At 64.7% G+C, this 23,528-nt stretch carries 24 protein-coding genes and 1 tRNA gene; 12 read left to right on the top strand and 13 right to left on the bottom strand.

What is annotated here, in order from left to right:
- Nucleotides 1-3: 3 nt before the first annotated feature.
- The 6 genes from lspA to GVL61_RS11150 all read right to left on the bottom strand — a co-directional run bounded on the left by lspA (nucleotide 4) and on the right by GVL61_RS11150 (nucleotide 8,485).
- On the bottom strand, nucleotides 4-549 hold the full coding sequence (gene lspA, locus GVL61_RS11175; protein WP_159979943.1) for a signal peptidase II: 546 nt from the start codon (nucleotides 547-549) through the stop codon (nucleotides 4-6).
- Nucleotides 546-3,386, bottom strand: a complete 2,841-nt coding sequence (gene ileS, locus GVL61_RS11170; protein ID WP_159979941.1) for an isoleucine--tRNA ligase — start codon at nucleotides 3,384-3,386, stop codon at nucleotides 546-548. Before ileS ends, lspA begins: the two co-directional genes overlap by 4 nt.
- A gap of 120 nt (nucleotides 3,387-3,506) precedes the next feature.
- Nucleotides 3,507-4,181: a lytic transglycosylase domain-containing protein gene (locus GVL61_RS11165; RefSeq protein ID WP_159979939.1), complete on the bottom strand. Its 675-nt coding sequence runs from the start codon at nucleotides 4,179-4,181 to the stop codon at nucleotides 3,507-3,509.
- A 93-nt stretch (nucleotides 4,182-4,274) separates the two neighbouring features.
- Complete coding sequence (locus GVL61_RS11160) at nucleotides 4,275-5,393, bottom strand: phytase (protein ID WP_159979937.1); 1,119 nt, start codon at nucleotides 5,391-5,393, stop codon at nucleotides 4,275-4,277.
- Nucleotides 5,393-8,197 carry a TonB-dependent receptor gene (locus GVL61_RS11155; RefSeq protein ID WP_159979935.1) on the bottom strand — a complete coding sequence of 935 codons (2,805 nt, stop codon included), beginning with the start codon at nucleotides 8,195-8,197 and terminating at the stop codon, nucleotides 5,393-5,395. The genes GVL61_RS11160 and GVL61_RS11155 overlap by 1 nt, the downstream gene beginning before the upstream one ends.
- A gap of 213 nt (nucleotides 8,198-8,410) precedes the next feature.
- Nucleotides 8,411-8,485, bottom strand: a tRNA-Thr gene (locus tag GVL61_RS11150).
- A gap of 371 nt (nucleotides 8,486-8,856) precedes the next feature.
- Here GVL61_RS11150 and gpmA point away from each other — a divergent pair.
- The 5 genes from gpmA (at nucleotide 8,857) to GVL61_RS11125 (ending at nucleotide 12,646) form a co-directional block, all read left to right on the top strand.
- A complete protein-coding gene (gene gpmA / locus GVL61_RS11145; protein ID WP_159979933.1) occupies nucleotides 8,857-9,543 on the top strand; it encodes a 2,3-diphosphoglycerate-dependent phosphoglycerate mutase in 687 nt (228 codons plus the stop codon).
- Nucleotides 9,544-9,546: 3 nt separating this feature from the next.
- Nucleotides 9,547-10,035, top strand: coding sequence for a 5-(carboxyamino)imidazole ribonucleotide mutase (gene purE / locus GVL61_RS11140; RefSeq protein WP_159979931.1), 489 nt, complete (start codon nucleotides 9,547-9,549; stop codon nucleotides 10,033-10,035).
- Between the two features lie 111 nt (nucleotides 10,036-10,146).
- Nucleotides 10,147-11,205: a 5-(carboxyamino)imidazole ribonucleotide synthase gene (locus GVL61_RS11135; RefSeq protein ID WP_159979929.1), complete on the top strand. Its 1,059-nt coding sequence runs from the start codon at nucleotides 10,147-10,149 to the stop codon at nucleotides 11,203-11,205.
- Nucleotides 11,206-11,222: 17 nt separating this feature from the next.
- A complete protein-coding gene (locus GVL61_RS11130; protein ID WP_159979927.1) occupies nucleotides 11,223-11,702 on the top strand; it encodes a dihydrofolate reductase in 480 nt (159 codons plus the stop codon).
- A gap of 11 nt (nucleotides 11,703-11,713) precedes the next feature.
- Nucleotides 11,714-12,646, top strand: a complete 933-nt coding sequence (locus tag GVL61_RS11125; RefSeq protein ID WP_200844750.1) for a bifunctional riboflavin kinase/FAD synthetase — start codon at nucleotides 11,714-11,716, stop codon at nucleotides 12,644-12,646.
- Between the two features lie 218 nt (nucleotides 12,647-12,864).
- On the opposite strand, the gene GVL61_RS11120 is transcribed toward GVL61_RS11125, so the two are convergent.
- Nucleotides 12,865-13,746, bottom strand: coding sequence for a UTP--glucose-1-phosphate uridylyltransferase (locus GVL61_RS11120; RefSeq protein ID WP_159979925.1), 882 nt, complete (start codon nucleotides 13,744-13,746; stop codon nucleotides 12,865-12,867).
- 156 nt (nucleotides 13,747-13,902) lie between these two features.
- Here GVL61_RS11120 and murA point away from each other — a divergent pair, with 156 nt between their 5' ends.
- From murA to GVL61_RS11105, 3 genes are all read left to right on the top strand, one after another.
- Complete coding sequence (gene murA, locus GVL61_RS11115; protein WP_059152830.1) at nucleotides 13,903-15,186, top strand: UDP-N-acetylglucosamine 1-carboxyvinyltransferase; 1,284 nt, start codon at nucleotides 13,903-13,905, stop codon at nucleotides 15,184-15,186.
- A gap of 55 nt (nucleotides 15,187-15,241) precedes the next feature.
- Nucleotides 15,242-15,460: a hypothetical protein gene (locus GVL61_RS11110; protein ID WP_159979923.1), complete on the top strand. Its 219-nt coding sequence runs from the start codon at nucleotides 15,242-15,244 to the stop codon at nucleotides 15,458-15,460.
- 193 nt (nucleotides 15,461-15,653) lie between these two features.
- Entirely contained in the window at nucleotides 15,654-16,145 is a 492-nt protein-coding gene (locus GVL61_RS11105) for a phosphoesterase (protein WP_159979921.1), read from the top strand.
- Here the strand turns inward: GVL61_RS11105 and GVL61_RS11100 are convergent.
- Complete coding sequence (locus GVL61_RS11100; RefSeq protein ID WP_159979919.1) at nucleotides 16,122-16,382, bottom strand: ribbon-helix-helix domain-containing protein; 261 nt, start codon at nucleotides 16,380-16,382, stop codon at nucleotides 16,122-16,124. The two genes, GVL61_RS11105 and GVL61_RS11100, sit on opposite strands and share 24 nt — an antisense overlap.
- A gap of 259 nt (nucleotides 16,383-16,641) precedes the next feature.
- Between GVL61_RS11100 and GVL61_RS11095 the strand changes: the two genes are divergently transcribed.
- From GVL61_RS11095 to GVL61_RS11085, 3 genes are read left to right on the top strand one after another with little or no spacing between them, the layout of a single operon-like run.
- Nucleotides 16,642-17,046 carry a PadR family transcriptional regulator gene (locus tag GVL61_RS11095; protein ID WP_159979917.1) on the top strand — a complete coding sequence of 135 codons (405 nt, stop codon included), beginning with the start codon at nucleotides 16,642-16,644 and terminating at the stop codon, nucleotides 17,044-17,046.
- Nucleotides 17,036-17,602: a DUF1700 domain-containing protein gene (locus GVL61_RS11090; RefSeq protein WP_159979915.1), complete on the top strand. Its 567-nt coding sequence runs from the start codon at nucleotides 17,036-17,038 to the stop codon at nucleotides 17,600-17,602. Before GVL61_RS11095 ends, GVL61_RS11090 begins: the two co-directional genes overlap by 11 nt.
- Before the next feature lie 24 nt (nucleotides 17,603-17,626).
- Nucleotides 17,627-18,343: a DUF2807 domain-containing protein gene (locus GVL61_RS11085; RefSeq protein WP_159979913.1), complete on the top strand. Its 717-nt coding sequence runs from the start codon at nucleotides 17,627-17,629 to the stop codon at nucleotides 18,341-18,343.
- A 193-nt stretch (nucleotides 18,344-18,536) separates the two neighbouring features.
- Here GVL61_RS11085 and GVL61_RS11080 read toward each other — a convergent pair whose 3' ends face one another.
- From GVL61_RS11080 to GVL61_RS11070, 3 genes are read right to left on the bottom strand one after another with little or no spacing between them, the layout of a single operon-like run.
- The gene (locus tag GVL61_RS11080; RefSeq protein WP_235037638.1) at nucleotides 18,537-19,424 is read right to left on the bottom strand and encodes a metallophosphoesterase; all 888 of its coding nucleotides are present in this window, start codon (nucleotides 19,422-19,424) and stop codon (nucleotides 18,537-18,539) included.
- Entirely contained in the window at nucleotides 19,424-20,296 is an 873-nt protein-coding gene (locus GVL61_RS11075) for a diacylglycerol kinase family protein (protein ID WP_159979911.1), read from the bottom strand. The genes GVL61_RS11080 and GVL61_RS11075 overlap by 1 nt, the downstream gene beginning before the upstream one ends.
- Before the next feature lie 35 nt (nucleotides 20,297-20,331).
- Nucleotides 20,332-20,601 (bottom strand): hypothetical protein, encoded by a 270-nt coding sequence (locus tag GVL61_RS11070; RefSeq protein WP_159979909.1) that lies wholly within the window; start codon nucleotides 20,599-20,601, stop codon nucleotides 20,332-20,334.
- A gap of 241 nt (nucleotides 20,602-20,842) precedes the next feature.
- Here GVL61_RS11070 and GVL61_RS11065 point away from each other — a divergent pair, with 241 nt between their 5' ends.
- Nucleotides 20,843-21,157, top strand: coding sequence for a UrcA family protein (locus GVL61_RS11065; protein ID WP_159979907.1), 315 nt, complete (start codon nucleotides 20,843-20,845; stop codon nucleotides 21,155-21,157).
- 151 nt (nucleotides 21,158-21,308) lie between these two features.
- On the opposite strand, the gene GVL61_RS11060 is transcribed toward GVL61_RS11065, so the two are convergent.
- On the bottom strand, nucleotides 21,309-22,088 hold the full coding sequence (locus tag GVL61_RS11060) for a LytTR family DNA-binding domain-containing protein (protein WP_159980088.1): 780 nt from the start codon (nucleotides 22,086-22,088) through the stop codon (nucleotides 21,309-21,311).
- 10 nt (nucleotides 22,089-22,098) lie between these two features.
- Nucleotides 22,099-23,433 carry a sensor histidine kinase gene (locus tag GVL61_RS11055; RefSeq protein ID WP_159979905.1) on the bottom strand — a complete coding sequence of 445 codons (1,335 nt, stop codon included), beginning with the start codon at nucleotides 23,431-23,433 and terminating at the stop codon, nucleotides 22,099-22,101.
- Nucleotides 23,434-23,528 lie beyond the last annotated feature (95 nt).

The raw sequence follows: 23,528 nt of genomic DNA, 5'->3' as shown, positions 1-23,528 counted from the left end.
AATTCAACTCGCATTCTTTTGAGCATCGGGGGCGGAATCCGCCTCTGCATCGGGCTTTTCGCGCGAAAGCAGGGATCGGGCAAGGATAATCAGGACGCCGATGGTGATGGCCGCATCGGCGAGATTGAAAATGAGGAAAGGGCGAAAACCGCCTATGTGCAAGTCAGCATAGTCAATCACATAGCCGACCGCGAAACGGTCGCGGATGTTGCCGGCAGCGCCGCCGAGTACCATTCCCAGCGCGGCGATTTCGGCCAGCTTGCGCTCACGCAGCAACCACACGAACACGAAGGCCGCGATTGCCCCGGTCATCGCCACCAGCGCCCAGCGCGCCTCGGGCGAGCCGGCGGTGAACAGGCCCAGCGAGACGCCGAAGTTCTGCGTCCAGGTGAAATTGAAGAACGGCAGGACGTAGACCTGGCCGATTTCCTGCAGGCGCAGGCCGTGGACCACCCAGTCCTTGATACCCACGTCCACCGCGAAGACGATCGCAGCAATCAGCAGGCCGATCAGGCGGTTGCGCCAGGGGTTGGAGGCGGCAGCGGTCACGCCGGCGTCTCCACAGCGCTGACAACATCGTCGCAACGCGCGCACAGGTCGCCGTCCTCGGTCACTTCGGGAAGGTGGCGCCAGCAGCGGCCGCACTTGTGGTCATGGGAAGGCGTGACACTCACATCTTCGCCCTGCCCGCGCGTGACTGTCCCGGTGATGAACAGTTCCGCCAGATCCGCATCAGGCGCCGATGCCGGCACCGTGACTTCAGCCGCGAGGCTGGAACCGATAACCTTTTCACGGCGCAGCGGCTCGATCGCCTCGGTGACAGCCGCGCGCAGAGTGCGAAGCTCCTGCCACTTGTCGAGATCGGCCTCGGCGGCGGGCACCACCGGCCATTCGAGCAGGTGGACGCTCTCGCCCGGATAGCGGCTCTGCCAGGTTTCCTCGGCAGTGAAGACGATCACCGGCGCGGCGTAGCGGATCAGCGCGTGGAACAGGGTATCCAGCGCGGTGCGATAGGCGCGGCGCTTCGGGTCCGTGGGTGCATCGCAGTAGAGGCAGTCCTTACGGATATCGAAGAAGAACGCCGAGAGGTCCTCGTTGCAGAAGTCCAGCAGCGCACGCACGTAAGTGTTGAAGTCGAAGGCCTCGACTGCGGTGCGCAAGGTGGCATCCAGCTTGCCCAGCAGCGCCAGCACGTAACGCTCCAACTCGGGCATTTCGGCTACCGGCAGACGCTCGGCCTCTTCAAACCCGTCCAGCGCGCCCAGCAGGTAGCGCAGGGTGTTGCGCAGCTTGCGGTACTGGTCGGCCACGCCCTTGAGGATCTCGTCGCCGATGCGGTGGTCTTCGGTGAAGTCTACCGATAGCGCCCATAGGCGGATGATGTCCGCGCCATTGGTCTCCATGACCTTGAGCGGGCTGATAGTGTTGCCCAGCGACTTCGACATCTTGAAGCCCTTGGCGTCCATCGTGAAGCCGTGGGTCAGGACCGCCTTGTACGGCGCATGGCCGCGCGTCGCGCAGGATTCGAGCAGCGAGGACTGGAACCAGCCGCGGTGCTGGTCCGACCCTTCGAGGTACAGGTCCGCCTTGGGGCCGGTGTAGCCTTCAGGGCGCAGCAGGTCGGGCCAGCGACCCGATTCGAGCACGAAGGCATGGGTCGAACCCGAATCGAACCAGACATCGAGGATGTCGGCGACACGCTCGTAGTCTTCGGCGTCATAGTCGGGGCCGAGCAGGTCCTGCGCGGCCTCGTCCGACCACGCATCGACGCCCTTGGCGAGGATGGCGGCCTTGATGCGTTCGTTGACCGCCGGATCGACGAGGTATTCGCCGGACTTGCGGTCCACGAACAAGGTGATCGGCACGCCCCAGGCGCGCTGGCGCGAGAGTACCCAGTCAGGGCGCCCTTCTACCATCGCACCGATGCGGTTGCGGCCCTTTTCGGGGACGAAGCGCGTCTCGGCGATGGCGTTCAGGGCGACCTCGCGCAGGGTGCCTGCGGCCTGATGGACCATTTCCCGGTCCATCGGCACGAACCACTGCGGGGTGCAGCGATAGATCACCTTGGCCTTGGAGCGCCACGAATGCGGGTAGGAGTGCTTGTAGTCGGCCGAGGCCGCCAGCAGACCGCCCGCTTCGCGCAGGTCCGAGCAGATCGGGCCTTCGGGCGAATTGAATTTGGGGTTGATGACCGAGCCCTGCCCCGCCAGCCACAGCCAGTCTTCGCGGTACTTGCCGTCGGCTTCGACCACGAACTTGGGACCAAGGCCGTTGGCCTTGCAGAGGTCGAAGTCGTCCTCGCCGTGGTCCGGCGCCATGTGGACAAGGCCGGTGCCGCTCTCGGTGGTGACGAAATCACCGCTGAGGAACGGACGCGGCTCGGCGAAGAAGCCGCCCAGCGCGTGCATCGGGTGACGCGCGATGGTGCCGGCCAGATCGGAGCCTTTGAAGGTGCCGAGCGCATATTCGGAAAAGTCGGCATCGCCTTCGATGTTTTCAGCGACGGGGCCAAGCCCGGTCCGCGCGAAGAACGCCTCCAGCAGGGGCACCGCCACGATGAAGCGCCGCCCGTCGTGGGCGCGGTAATGGTGATACTCGACCTCAGGCCCATAAGCCAAAGCCTGGTTTACCGGGATCGTCCACGGCGTCGTCGTCCAGATCACCGCATAGGCGCCGACCAGTTCGGGCACCGCCGATTCGGTGATCTCGAACGCAACGTCGATCTGGGTCGACACGATATCCTCGTACTCGACTTCGGCTTCGGCCAGCGCGGTCTTTTCCACCGGGCTCCACATCACCGGCTTGGCGCCGCGGTAGAGCATCTGGTTCTCGGCGAACTTCAGCAGTTCGCCGACGATGGTGGCTTCCGCCTGGAAGTCCATCGTCAGGTACGGGTTGTCCCAGTCGCCGTTGATGCCCAGGCGCTTGAGCTGCTCGCGCTGCACGTTCACCCAGTTCTGGGCATAGGCGCGGCATTCGGCGCGGAATTCCTCGGCGGGAACCTCGTCCTTGTTCTTCTTTTTCTTGCGATATTCTTCCTCGACCTTCCACTCGATGGGCAGGCCGTGGCAATCCCATCCAGGAACGTAGGGCGCGTCCTTGCCCAGCAGCGTCTGCGTGCGCACCACCATGTCCTTGAGGATGTGGTTGAGCGCATGGCCGATGTGCATGTCGCCATTGGCGTAGGGCGGGCCGTCATGGAGGATGAATTTTTCGCGGTCCGCGCGGGCATCGCGCGTCTTGCGGTAAATGTCCTCGGCCTGCCAGCGCGACAGAATACCCGGCTCCTTCTGGGGGAGCCCGGCCTTCATGGGGAAATCGGTCTTCGGCAGGAAGACGGTCGAGCGCCAGTCTGCCTTGGGTGATGTTTCGCGCTGTTCGGTCATAACCGGACGCGCACTAGAGCAATTGCGGGTTTGTTGAAACCCTTCGACAAGCTCGGGAGGAGCGGATTCTTTGATTCGCGAAAGACGCCGCGCCGCTATTAGGCCGCGCCTGCACGAAGACTACTGGCGGACCGGGTCGGTCAAGCGCGCCATGATAGCTGCAACATAGGCGCGCGTCTCACGAATGTTGGGAATGCCGCCAGCCTTCACCACGCGCGCGGGGCCCGCGTTGTAAGCGGCCAGCGCCTTCTCGATATTGCCGCCGAATGCGTCGAGTTGCATCCGCAGATAGCGCGCGCCGCCTTCGAGATTGGCCATAGGATCGGCGGAATTGACGCCCATCTGCGCGGCAGTGCCAGGCATCAGCTGGGCAAGGCCGCGTGCACCCACCGGGGATACAGCCAGTTCGTTCCAGCGGCTTTCCTGCCAGACCACCGCTTCCAGCAGCGCCGGGCTGATGTCGTACTTGGCCGCGAGCACGGCCACCCGGTCACGCCAGCGACTGGGGCCGGCAGCATCGAGCGCCTGGGTGAGGGAGAGGGGGTGCAGGTTCGCATCGACGAAGAGCGGGGCTTCCTCCACCTGTTCAGGCGCGCTGGCCACGGTGCTGCCGATAAAGCCGACGCCGGAGCCCGGGTCGATCTGGGTCAATTCCGGGGCGGCAAAAGTAGTCGGGCCGCCCGCGACCCATTCAGGCCCGGACGCGCCGATCTGCAGCACGTCAGCATGGGCAAGGCCGGGCTGAACGGCACCTGCAAGCACCAGAGCGGTACATAGCGCGGCGATCCGCCTCACCGATTCGTTTCCCTCACCATGCGCGCTGCCTTACCGCATACCCGGTGCAAATCACAGCCGGATGAAGGCGAGGCGGCGCGCATCGTGGTCGCCTTACCGGATGCCCATGGCAGTGCGGATCGCGCGCCAGGACAAGAGCTTGAAGTTCTGCGCCTTGGGAGCGTTGTCGCCGTCCTGCGCCATGAACACGCCTTCGGGGAACGCCGGACCGAAATCGCCAAGCACGACTTCGATGCCATCGGTGTCGCTGGTCCCGCCGATCGCGCCGCCGTTGATGCGGAATCGGCCCGCAGGCTTGCCGGTGGCAAGGTCGAACAACACATAGGCGTTGTCGCCCTGACTGGAAGCGACGAGCCAGGTACGCCCCCCCGCTTCGTGGGCGATGGCAAGCCCCTCGACATCGTCGACAAGACCGTCCGCGGCGCCGACTTTCGCGAAAGCCTGCGCGGTGAGAGCTGCGCCGGAAAGCGGCACCTTCCAGATGCCGACGTCTTCCTCGGCGACGTAGAGCGTCCTGGTGGCGTCATCGACGACGCAGCCTTCCGACTGGGTCGCGAACTTCACGTCGCGCAGGTGCTGGGGCACGATCCTGCCGCCGCTCTCGATGAGGCGGCTTTCGGCCACGGTGCCGTCCTTCAGGACGACATAGGCGCGTGCCAGTTCACCGGCGGCGAGGGGCGCACCCATGCAGAAACCGTAAGCCTCGGCCGGGGCGTGGCCTGGCTTGAGGAACGAATCCGAGCCCAGCGAGGTCAGCTTGCCGGTGGCGCCGTCGAGGCTGAACAGCGCGATGCGCGGCTCGGCCCTGTCCGTGCGGTCACTGGCGCCGACGAGGATGCGCGTCGAGCCATCGGCCATGCGCACTTCGCGCAGGTCCGTGTTGTTGAGCGCGCCGGCGGGCGAGAAATCGCGCACCTTGCCGTCGAGGCCGTAGACGTAGAGGCCGGCCTTCTTGTCCGTACCCAGCAGCAGGCTGGCGGCGGGGTTGGCGGCATTGCGCCAGATCGCCGGATCGTCCGCAGCATCGGCATTGCCGGTGCCGACCGGGGCAGTCTCCGCCTGAGCGGGAATGTCGGTGGCGGGGTAGCGGGGGCGCGGAGTTTCGGCTCCGGTGCCGGTCGCCGTAGTTGCGCAGGCCGACAGCAGGAGCGCCGGGAGCAATGCTCCCGGCCCAACCTTCGCGGCAACCTTCAGGATGTCGCGAGCGTGCATCAGAAGGACACCCGCGCGCCGAACTTCACGGTCGAGCCATATTCCTCGTACTGCAGCACGCGCTTGGCGCCTGCGAGGTTCTGGTAGGCGAAGTACTTGGCATTGTTGACGTTCACCCAGTCCGCGAAGATGCGGATGTTTTCGGTCACCTTATACTTGGCCGAGAGGTCCAGCTGGAAGTGCTGGTTGACCACGCGGTCCTCCTCGACGCTTCCGCCGACTTCGTCGAGGTACTTGTCGCGGAAGGTGCCGGCGGCGCGCAGGGACACGGGGCCCTTCTCATAGCCGAGCACGACGTTGAAAGTACCGTTGGAGGAGTTGGGGAGGTTGATGCGGCGCTTGATGTCGATCGCGTTGCCTGCGGCGTCCTCACCCTCCTGCAGCACGGTGCCGCGGGCGTACGTGTAGGTGTAGTTCAGCTGGGTCAACAGGCCATCGAACGGTGCCGGGAGCATCGTGAATGCCTGGCTGAAGCTGACTTCCACCCCGGTGATGTCGGCCTTGTCACCGTTCACCGGGACAGTGACCTGGTCGTATTCCACGCCGTCGATGACAGCGCCGTCACGCAGGACCTGCTCGTAGGTGTAGTCCTTCACCGACTTGTAGAACGCACCGACCGACAAGGCGCCGTTGTTGGAGAAGTAGTACTCGAACCCGGCGTCGAGGTTCCAGGCCTGATAGGGCTTGAGGTAGGGGTTGCCGAATTCAGCCTCGTTGTCCTCGTTCACGGTGTAACGCGGGGCCAGCTGCGAGAATTTGGGACGCACCACCGTCTTGTAGCCGGCGAGGCGGGCGACGAGGTTCTGCTGCGGGCTGTAACGCACCGTCAGGCTGGGCAGCCAGTTGGTGTAGTTACGCTTGTACTGCACCGGAACGAAGGAGAATTCCTCGTCATCGCTGAGGTCGGTAACAAGGTTGCCGTTCAGCTCGTTGTGGGTGTGCTCCATGCGCACGCCGCCGATGACGCGCAGGGTGGAACTGTCCCAGCGGGCCAGCGCATAACCGGCGATGATGTTTTCCTTCACCGAGTAGTCGTCGGTGGCCGATGCCAGGCCGCTCTCGTACTCGTTCAGCTCGAAGGCGCCGGGGTTGGCGAGCAGGTAGTCGGCAGCGCCGCCCTTGTTCGCAACCGGGCCCATGTCGGCCAAGCGGTAGGTCTGCTTGCCCAGAACGTCGGCCAGCGTGTAATCGGCGCCGTCGGCAGCGTCGTAGTAGTTCATGTTGAAGTTGTACGACTTCTTGCGCCAGCGCGCCTTGGCACCCGCCTGGACGGTGAAGTCGCCGCCCGAACCGGCGAAGGTCCGCGCGAGGTCGGCCTTGATCGCCCATTCCTCGTCACGGCTGTCGGACAGGGTGGTCAGTTCGGTCTTGTCGAACTCGTAAGCCTCGGGCGAGTTGAACGCAGCGCCAGTGGCCGAGTAGGTCGGATAATACTTATTGGTATAATCCATGTCGACGGCGGTGCCGGCGCGGAAGCGGGCGCGGAACGAGGTCGGGTCGATCGAGAAGTTCTCGCGCTCGGTCGACTTGGCGTAGCTGGCCATCCAGTTGAACTTGAGCGTGCCGGTGTCGGTGTCGCTGCCGATAGAGACCGAGCGGATGCGCTGGCGCTCGAAGCGGTCCTTGATGTCGCGCTCCACCGTGATGCGCTCGTCGGCACCGTTGAAGGTGGCGCCGTTGGCGGTGAAGGCGGTCGGGCCGTCATCCTCGAAATCGCCGAAGTCGAGCGTGGTGCGGCGGCGATATTCTTGATCGTCGAACTGTGCCCAGTTGCCGCGCACGTAAGCCTTGGTGGTGTCGGACACGCGCCAGTCGGCCGAGAGCGCCGCGTTGATGCGGGTACGTTCTACGTCATAGTCGCGGTATTCGACCGAATCGGCCCAGACGCCGTCGTCGTTCTGGTGCCAGCCGCCGGTCTCGACGTTGTCGGTCTCGAACTTGCGCTTGTAGTAGCTGACCGAGCCGGCGATGCCGAAATCGTCGCCCAGCTTCTGGGTAAAGTCGAACGCGCCCTTGGGCATGACCTTGCCCGAGTAGTCGTTGTAGCTGCCCTCGGCGCTGACCGAGTAGCGGTTCTTCTTCGAATCGAAGGCGCTGGTGGTGTTGATCTCGACCGAGGCACCGATGAAGTCACCGTCCATGTCGGGGGTGAAGGACTTCTTCACTTCGATCGATTCGATCGTGTCCGAGGAGATCACGTCGAGCGCGACTGCACGGGAATCAGATTCAGGTGCGGGGATGCGCACGCCGTTGACCGAGGTGCCGTTGAGGTCGGGGTCGAGGCCGCGAACCGAAACGAAGCGGCCTTCGCCTTGATCGTTGAGGATGTTGACGCCCGGCAGGCGACGCAGCGATTCCGCCACGTTCTGATCGGGGAACTGGCCCACGGCGTCACGCGTCAGGACCGATTCGACGCCGTCGGCAGCCTTCTGGCGCGACAGGGCGCTGGTCATATTCGCGGTCTGCCCGGTGACGAGGATGTCGGCGCCGCCGATCGCGGTGAGGTCGAAATCGCCCGAGGTGGTGCCGGTCGCCGCAACGGTGACCGTCTGCGTGGTGACCTCGGCGCCGACATAGCGCGCTTCCAGGGTGTATGTGCCGGCGGGGACGTCGCCGAACACGTAGCTGCCTGAACGGTCCGTCTCGGCGGTACGGTTGAGTTCCACGATGCGTACCGCGGCCGACTGCAGGGCGCGCGTGCCGGTGGCATCGTTGACGTGGCCGGCGACCTCGCCCGCGTGGGCAATGGTTGCGAACGAAGCCGAGGCGAGCAGCCCCGCAAGGAGCTGGATCGAACGTGTCATGACTGGAGAGATTCCCTGTTGCGACGTTGTAAGTCTTGCAGGGGCCCCTAGGCCGGTTTCATGACGCTCCCGTGAGAGTGTGAAGGCAGTTTGATGACAATTGGGATATCCCGATGTCCGGCGCAGTCAGACGCACCGACGCGCAGAAACACGATCGCAACCGAAAGCGGTTGCGATCATTCCGGAGATGTCATGATGTCGGGAACGGCGGAATGGTGCTGCTAGGGAGGATTGAACTCCCGACCTCGTCATTACCAATGACGCGCTCTACCACTGAGCTACAGCAGCGCCGTTCCAAAGCCCCGGTCACCCCGGGGCAGGGCGCGCTATTGTCTCGAGGCGCGCAGGTTGTCAAGCACCGCTTGCGCTTTATCTGACACAACGTCATTGCCGATGCCATGAACGATGAGCAGCCCCCCGCGCAAACAACGTCGAATCCGGCAGGAAAGCTGACGCGCGAGGCGCGCCTCGCAGCAAAGCTGCGAGAGAACCTGCGCAGAAGAAAGGTGCAGGCACGCGCATTGTCTTCGGGCGTTGAGGACGAAGACGATGGCGAGCGCGATAACGAATCGGTCAGGCTTCCCAAATCGCCCTCGGAAAGCTAGGGCCTGCCACCAGAATGCATCCGTCCCGTCCCATACCAAAAAGGGAGCTACGCCTTGCCTCGCCTGATCCTTCTCCGCCACGGCCAGAGCCAGTGGAACCTGGAAAACCGCTTCACCGGATGGTGGGACGTGGACGTCACCGAGAAAGGCGAGGCCGAGGCCCGCGCTGCCGGCGCGCTGCTGAAGGACAAGGGCATGCTGCCCGACGTCGCTTTCACCTCGCTCCAGAGCCGCGCGATCAAGACGCTGCACCTCGCTCTGGAAGCGGCCGGCATCCTGTGGATCCCGGAAACCAAGGACTGGCGCCTGAACGAGCGTCACTATGGCGGCCTCACCGGCCTCGACAAGGCCGAGACCGCTGCCAAGCACGGCGAGGACCAGGTCAAGATCTGGCGCCGCAGCTTCGACATCCCGCCGCCCGTCATGGAGTGCGGCACCGAGTTCGACCCGTCGACCGATCCGCGCTACGCCGGGATCGACGTGCCGATGACGGAAAGCCTCAAGGACACCATCGCGCGCGTCCTGCCGTATTACGAAGGCTCGATCGTGCCGCACCTCAAGACCGGCTCGACCGTGCTGGTCGCCGCGCACGGCAATTCCCTGCGCGCGCTGGTAAAGCACCTCTCGGGCATTTCCGACGACGAGATCACCGGGCTGGAAATCCCGACCGGCCAGCCGATCGTCTACGATCTGGACGACGATCTCGCGGTGCTCGACCGTTATTATCTCTCGGAGCGCTGAAGCATGGCTGAGACGCCTGTGCCCGTCGCGATCGTCATGGGGAGCCAGTCCGACTGGCCGACCATGATCCGCGCCGCCGAGATGCTCGACAAGCTGGAAGTCGCCTACGAAGCGCGGATCGTCTCGGCACACCGCACGCCGGAACGCCTCGTCGACTTCGCCAAGGGCGCGGACGGTGAGGGCTTCAAGGTCATCATCGCCGGGGCAGGGGGCGCCGCTCACCTGCCCGGCATGGTCGCCTCGATGACCCACCTTCCGGTGCTGGGCGTACCGGTGCAGTCCAAGGCGCTCTCGGGCCAGGACAGCCTGCTTTCCATCGTGCAGATGCCCGCGGGTATTCCCGTAGGCACGTTGGCGATCGGTGAGGCCGGCGCGGCCAATGCCGGCCTGCTCGCCGCCGCGATCCTTGCCACTTCGGACGAGGCACTGGCAGAGCGGCTCAAGGCGTTCCGCACCGCACAAACCGCCAGCGTCGCCGAGCGGCCGGCCTGACGTGTTAAGACAACCCCTGCACCAGCGGGGGTTGTCGCACAGTATTGTAAAGTCCGCTCGCCCTGAGCTTGTCGAAGGGCCGGCACACAACGCAGGCGAATTGGCATAACGATGATACCCCCCGGCGAAACGATCGGCATTCTCGGCGGCGGCCAGCTCGGCCGCATGATCGCCGTCGCGGCGGCGCAGCTCGGCTACCGCTGCCACGTCTACGCGCCCGAGGCCGATTCGATCGCTGCCGACGTCTGCGCCCAGTTCACCTGCGCCGCCTGGGACGACGCCGAGGCCATGGCCCGCTTCGCCGCCGACTGCGCCGTGGTCACCTACGAGTTCGAGAACGTGCCTGTCGGCCCGCTCGCCGCGCTGGGCGATACCCCGCTTCTGCCGCATCCACGCGCACTCGAAACCGCGCAGGACCGCCTGAGCGAAAAGCATTTCGTCACGCAGCTGGGCGGCAATCCTGCCCCCTACGCCCCGGTGGACAGCCCCGCCGACCTTGCCGAAGCCATCGCCCGTATCGGCGCGCCGGGCATCCTCAAGACCCGGCGCGACGGCTACGACGGCAAGGGCCAGTGGCGCATCATGACGCCCGCCGGCGCGGACGGCCTCGACCTGCCGCAGACCCCGCTGGTCTACGAAGGCTTCATCACCTTCTTCGCCGAATTTTCGGTGATCCTGTGCCGGGGCGCGGACGGCGACATCCGCTATTTCGATTCGGCCCACAACGTCCATGAAAGCGGCATCCTCGCGCTCAGCACCCTGCCGGCGCCCGCCGCGCTGCTGGAGCAGGTGCCTGCGGCGCGCGAACTCGCCGCCAAGGTGGCGCAGGCGCTGGACTACGTCGGCGTGCTGACGCTGGAATTCTTCGCCACCGCAGACGGCCCCGTCTTCAACGAGATGGCGCCGCGCGTCCACAACTCGGGCCACTGGACCATCGAGGGCGCGGTCACCAGCCAGTTCGAAAACCACGTGCGCGCCATCTGCGGCCTGCCGCTGGGCGGCACCGGCCTTGCCGCCAGGGCCGTGGATATGCGCAACCTCATCGGCGACGAAGCGCATGACTGGCCGGCGATCCTGGCCGATCCCGCCAACCACCTCCATCTCTACGGCAAGGCCGCAGCGCGCCCCGGCCGCAAGATGGGCCACGTCACCCGGCTGACGCTGGACTGAAAGATAAGGGCCGCGCGATGCAGGGCATCTTCCTCATCTACGCCCGCGCGGCGAACGGCGTGATCGGCCGCGATGGCACGCTACCATGGCGGCTGCCTGCCGACCTCCGGCGGTTCAAGGCAATGACCACCGGCAAGCCGATGATCATGGGCCGCAAGACTTTCGACAGCTTCCCCGCGCCGCTGCCCGGCCGCCGCCACATCGTCCTCACCCGCAACGCCGGCTGGAGCGCGCCCGGCGCCGAAACCGCGCATTCGGTGGACGAAGCCCTCGCACTGGCCGGCGGCGACGCGGCAGTGATCGGCGGCGCCGAGATCTACGCGCTGTTCGCCAGCCACGCCGACCGAATCGAGCTGACCGAAATCCACGGCACTTACGAAGGCGATACGCACATGCCCCAGCCCGGCCCCGAATGGCGCGAAACCGCGCGCGAGGAGCATTCGGCTGACGGCGCATTTCCAGCGCACGCTTTCGTGACGCTCGTGCGCGACTTATAGGCCCGGTACAGATGATTCGTCTCGACAACCGCCTGCCTGTCCCCGATTCGCTGCGCGGCGCCGTGCTGGCGCTGGGCAACTTCGACGGGTTCCATCAGGGCCATCAGGCCGTCGTGGGCGAAGCGATCCGCTGGGCCAGGGCGGAGGGCCGTCCGGCCATCGTCGCGACTTTCGATCCCCATCCCGTGCGCCACTTCAAGCCCGATGCGCAGCCCTTCCGCCTGACCACGCTGGACCAGCGGCAGGAACTGTTCGCCGCCGCCGGCGCAGATGCCATGTTGGTGCTGCACTTCGACACGGCCATGGCGGCGATGCCCGCATCGGGCTGGGTCGAGGAAATGCTGGTGCGCCAAATGGGCGCGGCCGGCGTCGTCACCGGCAACGATTTCACCTTCGGCAAGGCGCGCGGCGGCAACCCGCAGGTCCTCAGCGAAATCGGCGCCCGGCACGGACTGGAAGGCCGCACTGTCGGCCCGGTCAGCGACGGGGAGGGGACAATCTCCTCCAGCCGTATACGCGATGCCCTGAGCCGCGGCGACTGCGAGACGGCAGCGCGCCTGCTGACCCGGCCGTTCTCGATCCGGGGCCGCGTGCAGCACGGCGACAAGCTGGGCCGCACCATCGGGTTTCCCACCGCCAACATCGACATGGCGACCTATCTGCGCCCGCTTTACGGCATTTACGCGGTGACCGGCCGAATGCCCGACGGCCGCGTGGTGACGGGCGCAGCGAACATCGGCATCCGCCCCACCTTCGATCCGCCCAAGGAACTGCTGGAGCCGCACTTCTTCGATTTCGCGGGCGACCTTTACGGGCAGGAGATCGAGGTGGCGTTTCACCACTTCCTGCGGCCCGAGGCGAAGTTCGATTCTCTTGACGCACTGATCGAACAGATGGGCCGCGACTGCGACCGCGCCAAGGAACTGCTGGCGAAGATCGTCTGACAATCTGGCAAGCACCGCGCCGGTGCTTCGACAGGCTCAGCATGAGCGGACGTTGGGTTAAATCGAAAGCGAGGGCGCGGGGTATAATCCCTCGCATTACATACCTCCGCTCAGGCTGAGCCTGTCGAAGCCCGCACACCGCACCCGCCCCAAAAACCAAAAGAGCGCGCCGCCCCGAAAGGCAGCGCGCTCTTTTCGAACGCGAGGTCAGGCTGAAATCAGCCCAGCATCTTCGTCATCATGGCGCGCACATCGTCGCCCAGGTCGGGACGGTCGAGCGCGATGGCCAAGGTCGCCTCGACGAAGCCCAGCTTGGAACCGCAGTCGAACCGGCGGCCGGCGAAAGTCACGGCATGGAACGGCTGCTGGCCGATCAGCTTGGCCATCGAATCGGTCAGCTGAATCTCGCCGCCCGCGCCCTTGCCCTGCGTTTCCAGCAGACCCATCACCTCCGGCTGAAGGATATAACGGCCCGACACGATCTTGTTCGAAGGCGCATCCGCCACCTTGGGCTTCTCGACCAGGCCCTTGACCTCGGTCAGCGCGCCATTAACGGCGCCGGGCGCGATCACGCCGTAGCTGGAAACCTCCTCCATCGGCACTTCCAGCACCGAGACGAGGTTGCCGCCCACTTCGTTATAGGCCTCGACCATCTGTTTCATGCAGCCGGGCGAGCCGTACATCAGTTCGTCCGGCAGGAAGATCGCGAAAGGCTCGTCACCGATGACGGCGCGGGCACACCACACGGCATGGCCGAGACCCAGCGGCACCTGCTGGCGCACAGTGACGAGGTTGCCCGGCTGGATGCGCGTCGGCTCCAGCGGTTCGAGCGACTTGCCGCGCGCGGTCATCGTCGCTTCGAGTTCGTAGGCGGTATCGAAATGCTCGACGATCGCGGTCTTGCCGCGGCCGGTCACGAAGACGAATTCCTCGATCCCCGCCTCGCGCGCTTCGTCCACTGCATACTGGATCAGCGGACGGTCGACGACGGGCAGCAATTCCTTCGGGATCGCCTTGGTGGCGGGAAGAAAACGGGTACCTAGACCGGCGACGGGGAAGACGGCCTTTCGGACCGGCTTGCGGAAGGTGTTGTCACTCATGGAACCGGATCTTGCCTCGCTCATGTTGCAATGCGGTTAAAGCGGCTAAACCGCCGTAGCGCAACCAAAGGGCGTTAATCTTGTTCCGACTTTAATCCGTCGTTCTTTTGATGGGGGTCCCGTTGCCCCTGCTGCGATTCGCGCTAAAGCGGGGCCATGGACAAGATCATCATCGAGGGCGGCAAGCGCCTTTCCGGCACCATCCCCGTTTCCGGCGCCAAGAACGCAGCACTGACGCTGCTGCCCTGCGCGTTGCTTACCGAAGAGCCGCTGACGCTGCGCAATCTGCCGCGTCTGGCGGACATCGACGGTTTCCAGCACCTGATGAACCAGTTCGGTATTTCCACCGCGATCGCCGGCAGCCGCCCCGAAGATTTCGGCCGGGTGATGACCCTGCAGGCAACGCGCATCACCAGTTCTGTCGCCCCTTACGATCTGGTGCGCAAGATGCGCGCCTCGATCCTGGTTCTGGGTCCGATGCTGGCCCGCATGGGCGAGGCGACCGTGTCGCTGCCCGGCGGCTGCGCCATCGGCAACCGCCCGATCGACCTGCACCTCAAGGTGATCGAGGCGCTGGGCGCGACGATCGAAATGGCAGCGGGCTACGTGCGCGCCATCGCTCCCGACGGCGGCCTGCCGGGCGGACGCTACTCGTTCCCCGTCGTCTCCGTCGGCGCGACCGAGAACGCGCTGATGACCGCCGTGCTGTGCAACGGCAAGTCCACCCTGCACAACGCCGCGCGCGAGCCGGAAATCGTCGATTTGTGCAACCTGCTGGTCGCCATGGGCGCACAGATCGAAGGCATCGGCACTTCCGACATCACCATCCACGGCGTCCCCCGCCTGCACGGCGCGACCTACATGGTAATGCCCGACCGTATCGAGGCCGGCTCCTACGCCTGCGCCGCTGCAATCACCGGCGGCGAAGTCCTGCTCAAGGGCGCCCGGATCGAGGACATGGAAGCCACCGTGCAGGCCCTGCGCGATGCCGGCGTCCACGTCGAACCCAAGGCGGACGGCATCTACGTCGCCGCCGAAGGCAAGCTGAAGCCCGTCACCCTTTCCACCGCGCCGTACCCCGGTTTCGCCACCGACATGCAGGCCCAGCTCATGGCGCTGCTGTGCCGCGCCGAAGGCTCCAGCGTGCTGACCGAGACGATCTTCGAGAACCGCTACATGCACGTTCCCGAACTCAACCGCATGGGCGCGCGCATCGAAACCAAGGGCCGCACCGCCATCGTCCACGGCGTCGACAAGCTGACCGGCGCCGACGTCATGGCGACCGACCTGCGCGCCTCGATGAGCCTCGTCATCGCCGGACTCGCAGCAGAAGGGCAGACCCAGGTCCACCGCCTCTACCACCTCGATCGCGGCTACGAGCGGCTTGAGGAAAAGCTGGCACTGGTCGGCGCGCAGATCGAACGGGTCGGCGGGGACTGAAACCTTCCGCAGACATGGCGCGTTCTTCTTTCGAGATATCGAGAGGAGAACCGTTATGGGCCTGATCAAGTTGGCTGCGGCTGGTGCCGTTGGCTATGCTCTCTACAAGTACGTGAACAAGGAAAAGCTGGAGGCGGTCTTCGCCGGCGGCGAGCGCGCCAACGTGCGCGATTCCGGGCCGGATCACATGACCTCCCCGCCCAAGGAATGGACCAAGACCGACGAAGCGATCGACGAGAGCTTCCCGGCCAGCGATCCGCCTTCGACTTACTGAACCTCGAAAGATCCCATGCGGGCGGAAGGAGCAACGCTTCTTCCGCCCTTTTCATATCCGCTGCACCATTGGTCGCAAAATCGTCGCGAACGCACGCTATGAGTGCCGAACGCGGGAACGAATCTTGCTGCCAAGCCGTTGAAAGTATTCCGGGAACGGCGGGAGGGCCGGTTCTCGTCCCTGGAGTTGAGCGATGGCTATCCATTTTGTCGCGGACCTGCATTTCAACGGCGACAATGCACGCCACGCCTATCCGCATGGATTCGCCGACAGCGCAGAGAGAACCCGGCGCATCTGCGAGACGTGGCGCGCCCGGGTAGCCCCCACCGATACCGTCTGGATTCTCGGCAATGTCGGAAACCCCGTTCACCTTGCAGGCCTGCCCGGAACCAAGCACCTGGTGCGCGGCGCTCAGGATCCCCAGCCATGGAACTGTCTTGCCACCCGCCGTTACGCCAGCGTTTGCGACTTCCGCCGCCTCGATACGGAATACGGCGAAGTGGCTCTTCTCAGCGATCCGTCGGCCGCGGCTGAAATGGACTGCCTCGTCCTCCACGGTCAGGGGCCGGGGCAGGCATGGGAGCGCGAAGGGTTCGTCTGCGTTTCAGCGGACCAGACCGGCTGGGGGCCCGTCAGCCTCGACCAGATCCTGCGCGGGCCGCTAGACGTCCGCCACGCGGCCTGAGCCTGAGCGCAGACCCGAGGTCGCCAGCCACACGCGGATCGCACTCGCCAGCCCCGGCGGCGTCTCTGCTTCCAACCGCTCTGCATCGATGCGCGCAACCAGCGCGTTAATCGGCATGCTCTCCTGCGCCGCGACCTGCCTCAGCCATGTCCAGAATATCGGCTCAAGGCTGATGGAAGTCTTGTGCCCGGCGATCTCGACCGAGCGTTTCACCGGCGGGTGGTAGGGGGTGGTCATTGCCTTAGCCTAGCGAGAGAGGGCGAGGGGAGGAAGGGGAAGACCTGGAGCCATTGCCCCCCCGCCAGAATGTTGAGACCGCACGAGATGAACCAAGACCTTCCCCTTCCTCCCACTTTTCCGCCACTTTCTTCCCTGCACACCGCAAGATACCTCGTCATAGCAAGGTATCTTGCCGCGCACTGTACTTTCTTAAACAAGGTATCTTGCATAGCACAGTAGCTGTCGATATAAACTTGGTCATCGAGGAGATGATTCGATGTCCGAAATCGAAATCCAGTTGAAGAAAGGGGTGCTCGGCCTTTGCGTGCTCGCCCTGCTGTCACGGGGTGACAGCTATGCCTATGAGATCGCCAGCCGTATGGCAGACGCGGTCGATATGGGTGAAGGGACGATCTACCCGCTCATGCGCCGTATGCAGTCCGAAGGGCTTGTCGCGACTTACCTTGAGGAATCGCCCTCGGGTCCGTCGCGCAAGTATTACCGCATTACCGAAACCGGGCGTTCACGCCTGGCCGATCAGGTCACCGAATGGCGCGGCTTCACCGCTGCCGTCGACGGCCTGATCCAGGCCGCAGACACGACTGGTGGCACCACCGGCACCGCCACCACCACCGATCCTCAGGCGCCGTTGCAGGAAGGGGAATCCAGCCATGAAGCGTAACGAATTCATCAAGCGCCTGAAGGCGGGCCTCAAGGGCGTGCCGCAGGACGTGGTCGACGAGATCGTCGCCGACTACGAAGAGCACTTCGAAGCCGGCCTTGCAGAGGGTCGCAGCGAAGAAGAGGTCGCCTCCGCCCTCGGCAATCCGAGCCGGCTGGCGCGCGAACTGCGCTTCGAGGCGGGCATGCGCAACTGGAAGACAGAGCGCACACCCTCTTCCGCCTGGAGCGCGATTCTTGCGTTCATGGGTCTGGCGACGATCGACATCCTGATCCTGCTGCCCATCGTGCTGCCCATGCTGGGCGTTATGTTCGGCCTGTTCGTGGCCGTGGTCGCCTGCTTCATCGGCGGCGGGTTCATGCTTATCGCAGGACCGTTCAGCGGTTTTCCGGGCGGGGCGCTGGTCGCCATTCTGGCAGGGCTGGGCACCATGAGCGCATCGGTCGCAGCGGCTGCACTGCTAACGCTGGTCAGCATCTGGATCGTCAACGCCCTGATGTGGTTCGGCCGCCTGCACTACCGTGTCATCGAACCCGCCATCCATTCCGAAGCCTGAAGACGAAAGAAGGAGGACCTCAAGATGCTCAGGAAACTGCTCATCGTATTCGCCAGCGGCGTGATCCTGTCGATCGTCGCATTCAGCGCGGCCTGGATCGTCGGCGGAGACAAGCTGCGCCAGGAATTCAACAACGGCCACGGCTGGTACATGAACTTCGACGATGAAGACCATGACCGCAATAGCCCGCACAAAACCCGCAGCTTCGCCATCCAGTCCGGTAGCCAGATCGCCATGGAAATCCCCGTGGAGCTGGTCTTCACCCGCGGCGAAAAGGCGGAAATGACCGTGGAAGGCCCCGCTGATGTCGTAGACCGTCTGGTCTGGCAGGGCGGCCACCTTTCGGTCACCGGATCGAAGTCCATCCACCACGGCGTCAAGGTGCGCATTACTGCACCCGAAATCGCCGGTCTGGACCTCGATGCCCCCGGTGACGTGACGCTCAACGGCCTCGACCAGGAAGAACTGCACCTCAATTCACGCGGCGCGATCGACCTCGAAGCCTCGGGCAAGGTGAACCGCATTTTCGTCAATTCCTCAGGCGCAGGCAACGTCGACCTTGGCAAGGTTCAGGGCCGTGACGCCACCATCCGCATCAACGGCGTTGGCGACGTGACCATCGGCGCCACCGGTACCGTCGACGTCGAAATCAACGGCGCGGGCAATGTCACCCTGATCCGCAAGCCTGCCACGCTGCGCAGCCGGATGCACGGGATCGGCGATATCGACCACGACTACTGAGTTCTCTCTCGGGAGGAGAGCGGAGGCCGCGCTGTCGAAAGACAGTGCGGCCTTTTGCTGTGTGTGACAGGGAAGAGCGGAAGCCATCGTCCCAGCCCCCGGAACGGCGCACAATAGGCGCGCTTATCAGGCCTCCAGCGCGGCCTTGGCATATAAGGGGTCAGGGGCGATGACCCCAGGTATTACCTCACCCTCAATGCACCGGCGGATCGACCGGAGGCACTGTCCCCACCGGCGAAACCGGCTCCTCGGGAGTCCTCGGCGGCAGGGCGTTCTCGGGCACTTCGTCAATCTGCATGTCGCGCGTCGCCACCTGTTCGAGGTTTCGTGCGGTGACGCGGATCTGGTCCCCGTCGATCACGATCTCGTTGAAACTGGGCGGTGTCGAGCGAATGCGCATCGACAGCGTGCCGGCCCCGATCATCCGCAGCGGGCCTGCCGGCGTTGCCGCGGTAAGGTCGAAAGGATCGTGGATGTGGCCGGAAAGTACGCCCATGACGCCCCGGCCGGCCAGCGCTTCCATCGTGCGCGTGCCATTGATCGTCAGCAGCTTGTTGTCCCGTTCGCGCCGTTCGGTCAGCGGGTGGTGGCACGAAATCAGGATGCGCGTGCCTTCCGGCAGTTCGTCGATCGCCGCCAGTGTCTGGGACAGCGCTTCCTGCGTTACCCAGCCGTTTGACCATGGGAAGCGCTGCCACTGCGCGCGAGTGGTGGTGCGAAGCGGAACGATCGCCAGGTTGGGCAGATCGAGCTGGCTTTCCACCATACGTTCAATTGCCTTGAACCGCTTGTAGGGCGCAAAAAAGCGCTCATAGAGGTTGAAATAGGGGATGTCGTGATTGCCGACTTCGACCGTGATAGGCACGTCGAGCGCGGTGATCCATTCGCAGGCGGCGCGGAATTCGGGGTGCCGGGCGCGCATTGTCAGATCGCCGGTAATAGCGACTGCATGCGGCTTTTCGCGTTCGATGCACTCCTTTGCCCAGGCGATCGCGCGGGTATCTTCCAACCCGAAGTGGATGTCGCTCAGATGGAACAGCCGCAGCGGGCCGCTGTGCATCAAGGCGGACTTTCCGTGCATTATCCGTCTAACTCCTTCGTCGTCACCAGGTCGACCTCGCAAGGGCCCAGTTCGAAAATTTCCTCGGCCGCGCCGTCGAACGGCTCTCCGTCGATCAGCAGGCCCATCGGTTCGCCTGTGGGGCTGACCAGCCGCAGCCGTTCGTGGCGGCCCAGTTCATCGTGCGGGCCGTTTCGAAAGTCCCGGTTGAGCAGGGCGATTCCCTGCCCCGCATAGTCGGCCAGCGATTCGGCATAGTACCCGTTTGCCTTGAGGCCGTCTTCACGCGGGACCACCGTGATCGCCGCATAGCCGTCCTCGCGCCCGCAGTCGACCTCGGCACAGACCACGCGGGGGCCGGTAGCCGAGTGGGCGATCGCCTCGCGCGCGGTGGCGACGAAGTCGAGGACGTTGGCGCTGCGCATCGCTTCGCGCACTTCGTTCCAGACCGTCCCGGGTCCGGCAAGCGCGCCGGTCAGGCCGATGCCGTGGCGCGAGCGAATGACGTTGGGGCGCTGCGTGCGCAGCTTTTTACCGGTGAGCCTTGCTACGATATCCGGGGCAGGGGCCTCTCCGTGCATGCGCTTGGCAAGGAGATTCATTGTGCCGCCGGGCAAAACGAGGACCGCGCCGCGCCAGCCAGAGGCGGCAGCGACGATGGAGTGCGTCGTCCCGTCCCCTCCGAAAACAGCGAGGATGTCCACGCCGGCCGCATCGAGATCGGCAGGCGTTGGCGCCGAATCGTCAGGGAAACGGACGATTCTGGCCAGATCGAGCCCGGCATCGGCAATAGCGTCGGCCAATGCCTCTACTGTCGCTTCGTCATTGCTGCCGCTGGCGGGGTTGCACACCAGCCAGACCTTCGGCGCCGTATTGCTGCTTGCTTGTTCCATGCCCGCAAAAGTCCTCGAAGCGTCGGCGGTTCCCGTCAAAGGCGCCCGCTGAAGATCAGCCAGGCGGAAACGCTGTTGAGCCCCGTGTAAAAGGCATAAGTCCAGGCCCAGCCGTTCGAGCCGTGCGCGGCCATTATCATCGCCCCTACCAGCATCACGAATTCGACCACCAGGCTGAGCCTTCCGCCCAACGTCTGGAAGAGCCACGGGACCTGCGCCAGCATCGGACGGCCGCTGTCTATCACCGCCTTGTGTGCGGCGAAGTTGAGAACCCCGAAGCAGAATACGAACATAAGCGGCAGCATCGAACGCCACTCTATCTCGCAGCGTACGAATCGCAAAGCCCGGCGCCGGCGGCGGTGCATACTTGTTGCAAGTCGTTCGTCGACTACAGATGTCGTTGGTCAAGCAGCCCATGCCTTCGTCGACCCGGCATGGCGGGCAGTCGACCCTCGCGTGATCGGGGGCAGGACCTGGTGCACATCACACTCATCGAGCCGGACGGAGAGTTTCTTCCCCAAGGCTCACTTTGAGGAGGAAAACACCATGATCAAGACCAACGCCATTATCGTCGCCGCCCTTTGCACCGTCGGCCTGTTCTCTGCTCCGGCCGCCTTCGCCAAGTCCACCGAGGTAACCTTCAAGGACCTCGACCTGGCGACCAGCGACGGCCAGCAGCAGCTGCAGAGCCGCATCGAGAAGGCCGCGCGCAGTGTATGCCGCGCCGAGCGCCCCACCACCGGCACCCACATTCAAGGCAACGTCGACCGCGAGTGCTACAAGCAGGCCCTCTCACAGGTTCGCGAGCGCGTCGCCGCCGTGATCGACACCGCATCGGAGGACACCCGCCTCGGCGGCTGATCCCGGCGCAGAGCCAGTCCCTTTCACCCAGGTCCCATAAGAAGAAAAGACCCGGAAAACGCCTGGCGGGCCCTAGTGGCCCGCCATTTCTTTTCCGGCGGGGAGGGCGGACCCTAGTGCCCACCATTTCTTTTCTGGCAGAAGCCAGGCGCTAACGGCCTGCCATCTTCTTCACGGCCGGAAGGTATGTGCGCCCGATCCGCAGCGCTTCGCCATCCGCCGTTTCCGCCGACCAGACGCCAAGTCCTTCGTGGCGAAGGCCCGAGACGTGACTGCGCTGCAGGATGCAGCTGCGGTGAATGCGGATGAACAGCTCGGGATCGAGCCGTTCCTCCAGACTGGTGATGGTCTGGAGCAGCAGATAACTCTGCCCTCCGGCATTCTGGCCTCCTGCAGCTTGGCCCCCCGTATTCTGACCTGCGACATGGAGCCGGACGTAATCGCGCTCGGCGTCGATGCGGTGTACCTCGGCTGCTGCCACGCGTACCAGTTCGGAGCGGTACGGCACCCAGAATTCGTCCAGCCAGCGGCTTGCCGGCGGCTGCGCGCGTTCACCGCGCCGCGTCACTACGCGCGCGACGGCGCGCTGTAGCCGGTCCGGCGCCACAGGCTTGAGCACATAGTCCACGGCATCGAGGTCGAATGCCTCGACTGCGAATTCGTCGTGCGCGGTGACAAAGATCACAGCTGGCGCATTGGCCTGCCCGCCCAAACGCCGCGCCACCGCCAACCCATCGGTTTCAGGCATCGTCAGGTCGAGCAGGACGAGATCCGGGTTCAGCGCCTCGATCAGCCGCAGCGCGGCCTGGCCGTCGCTGGCAGTGCCGATCACCGTGATTCCCTCGATCCGCGAACAGATCACCTGCATGCGCTCCACCGCCAGCGGCTCGTCATCGACGATGAGCGTGCGCAGCGGCGGGGCAGGGGACATGCCGTCAGTCTCAGCCACGCCAGTTCTCCACGAGGCCCGGCTCCAGCGGGCTGTTCTGCAGGGGAAGCCGCAGGATCGTGGCGTAGCCGCCGTTCCCCTGCTTGCCGTTCACGATGGTAGCGCTCTCCCCATAGCGGGCCCGCAGACGGTCGCGCACGTTGGCAAGGCCGATGCCACAGCCCTGCGCCTTGTTGGCAAGCGGTTCGCCCGGGCCATCGTCGTGAACGGCGATCACCAGCTGCCCGCCTTCGCGGCGCGCCTCGATGGATATGGTGACCGGCCGCTGCGTAGCCGCAACGGCATATTTGACGGAATTTTCGACGAGAGGCTGCAAAATCATGCCTGGAACTTTCGCATTGAGAACGGCGTCGTCAACATCGATGTTCGCCAGCAATCGATTTGGGAAGCGAATCGCCTCGATCGCGAAGTAAAGGCGCTGCAGTTCGATCTCGTCCTCCAGCGAAATGTCGTTGGTCGTGTCGCCGGACAAAGTACGTCGATAGAAGGTCGAAAGCGTCTGGATCATCTCTTCCGCGTCGTCCTGCCGCCCGGTCATGACCAGCGCCGACAGCGAATTGAGCGTGTTGAACAGGAAGTGCGGATTGACCTGATAACGCAGGGATCGCAGTTCCGCCGCCTCCGCCGCACGTCGATATTCACCCTCGCGCCGCTCCGCCCCGCGCGCTTCCTCTGCTTTGGCGAGTGCGAAATAGAGCGCGACCCAGGCCAGAACCAAAAAGTAGCGGCCAAACGCGGTGTCGGTGATGGCCGCCCAGCGCCCCAGCCCCTGGCCCAAGGCCTCGCCGGTGTTGATGGTGATGCCCGAACTGTTCGTAGTCTCGCTGTGAGAAGCAGGAGCGGGGGGAGCGCCCTCCGTCGCTGTCTCGCCGGGCTGTGGCGGAGCCGGCGGGGCAGGCGGTTCGATCTTGGGCAGGTCGACCAGGATATTGCCGGCCTCGTCGCGCGAGATGCGCACGTTGCCCGATTTGATCGCCGCCGCGTCCTCCTCGTCGCCGTAAGCGGCGGGCATGTCGATGTCGGCGAAGATGACGTCGTTGATGACGCTCAACGCCAGCGACAGCGGCAAGGCGCCCACCAACACGATCCCAAAGCGCATCCCGCCCGACTTGCGGTCGAGCAGCTGCAGCAGCGGCCATACCGCCGCCATCACCAGCATCGAGACGATACAGATCGTCAGCCTGCGCGAGATGATCGGCCAGGCGAGGTCGAACCCCATGACCGCGCCGCGTAAGGTCGCGACTATGAAATAACAGGCCCATAGCGCGGCAAGCGAAAGCAGGACGAGCCGCGCGGGAACACGAGGGTTGGAAAGGTCAGGCGCCATTATATTCGCAAATAGCGCGAAAGGGGCAGGGCGCGCCAGTTCGCCGATCGGTGGCCGTCAGCGGTTCGTCGAGGGCGAGGGGCGAGAGAGTGTTC

The organism is Novosphingobium sp. 18050 (genome assembly GCF_902706195.1).
Lineage (GTDB): Bacteria > Pseudomonadota > Alphaproteobacteria > Sphingomonadales > Sphingomonadaceae > Novosphingobium.
This window is presented reverse-complemented; position numbering and strand designations above follow the sequence as displayed.

Excerpts from the sequence above, each read along its gene's own strand:
- GVL61_RS11160 (WP_159979937.1), bottom strand. The coding sequence starts at position 5,393 with ATGCACGCTCGCGACATCCTGAAGGTTGCCGCGAAGGTTGGGCCGGGA.
- GVL61_RS11055 (WP_159979905.1), bottom strand. The coding sequence starts at position 23,433 with ATGGCGCCTGACCTTTCCAACCCTCGTGTTCCCGCGCGGCTCGTCCTG.
- GVL61_RS11130 (WP_159979927.1), top strand. The coding sequence starts at position 11,223 with ATGCAGGGCATCTTCCTCATCTACGCCCGCGCGGCGAACGGCGTGATC.
- GVL61_RS11065 (WP_159979907.1), top strand. The coding sequence starts at position 20,843 with ATGATCAAGACCAACGCCATTATCGTCGCCGCCCTTTGCACCGTCGGC.
- murA (WP_059152830.1), top strand. The coding sequence starts at position 13,903 with ATGGACAAGATCATCATCGAGGGCGGCAAGCGCCTTTCCGGCACCATC.
- GVL61_RS11085 (WP_159979913.1), top strand. The coding sequence starts at position 17,627 with ATGCTCAGGAAACTGCTCATCGTATTCGCCAGCGGCGTGATCCTGTCG.
- GVL61_RS11100 (WP_159979919.1), bottom strand. The coding sequence starts at position 16,382 with ATGACCACCCCCTACCACCCGCCGGTGAAACGCTCGGTCGAGATCGCC.
- GVL61_RS11095 (WP_159979917.1), top strand. The coding sequence starts at position 16,642 with ATGTCCGAAATCGAAATCCAGTTGAAGAAAGGGGTGCTCGGCCTTTGC.
- GVL61_RS11105 (WP_159979921.1), top strand. The coding sequence starts at position 15,654 with ATGGCTATCCATTTTGTCGCGGACCTGCATTTCAACGGCGACAATGCA.
- GVL61_RS11075 (WP_159979911.1), bottom strand. The coding sequence starts at position 20,296 with ATGGAACAAGCAAGCAGCAATACGGCGCCGAAGGTCTGGCTGGTGTGC.
- ileS (WP_159979941.1), bottom strand. The coding sequence starts at position 3,386 with ATGACCGAACAGCGCGAAACATCACCCAAGGCAGACTGGCGCTCGACC.
- GVL61_RS11080 (WP_235037638.1), bottom strand. The coding sequence starts at position 19,424 with ATGCACGGAAAGTCCGCCTTGATGCACAGCGGCCCGCTGCGGCTGTTC.
- GVL61_RS11120 (WP_159979925.1), bottom strand. The coding sequence starts at position 13,746 with ATGAGTGACAACACCTTCCGCAAGCCGGTCCGAAAGGCCGTCTTCCCC.
- GVL61_RS11125 (WP_200844750.1), top strand. The coding sequence starts at position 11,714 with ATGATTCGTCTCGACAACCGCCTGCCTGTCCCCGATTCGCTGCGCGGC.
- GVL61_RS11135 (WP_159979929.1), top strand. The coding sequence starts at position 10,147 with ATGATACCCCCCGGCGAAACGATCGGCATTCTCGGCGGCGGCCAGCTC.
- purE (WP_159979931.1), top strand. The coding sequence starts at position 9,547 with ATGGCTGAGACGCCTGTGCCCGTCGCGATCGTCATGGGGAGCCAGTCC.
- GVL61_RS11070 (WP_159979909.1), bottom strand. The coding sequence starts at position 20,601 with ATGCTGCCGCTTATGTTCGTATTCTGCTTCGGGGTTCTCAACTTCGCC.
- GVL61_RS11060 (WP_159980088.1), bottom strand. The coding sequence starts at position 22,088 with ATGTCCCCTGCCCCGCCGCTGCGCACGCTCATCGTCGATGACGAGCCG.
- GVL61_RS11090 (WP_159979915.1), top strand. The coding sequence starts at position 17,036 with ATGAAGCGTAACGAATTCATCAAGCGCCTGAAGGCGGGCCTCAAGGGC.
- GVL61_RS11110 (WP_159979923.1), top strand. The coding sequence starts at position 15,242 with ATGGGCCTGATCAAGTTGGCTGCGGCTGGTGCCGTTGGCTATGCTCTC.
- GVL61_RS11155 (WP_159979935.1), bottom strand. The coding sequence starts at position 8,197 with ATGACACGTTCGATCCAGCTCCTTGCGGGGCTGCTCGCCTCGGCTTCG.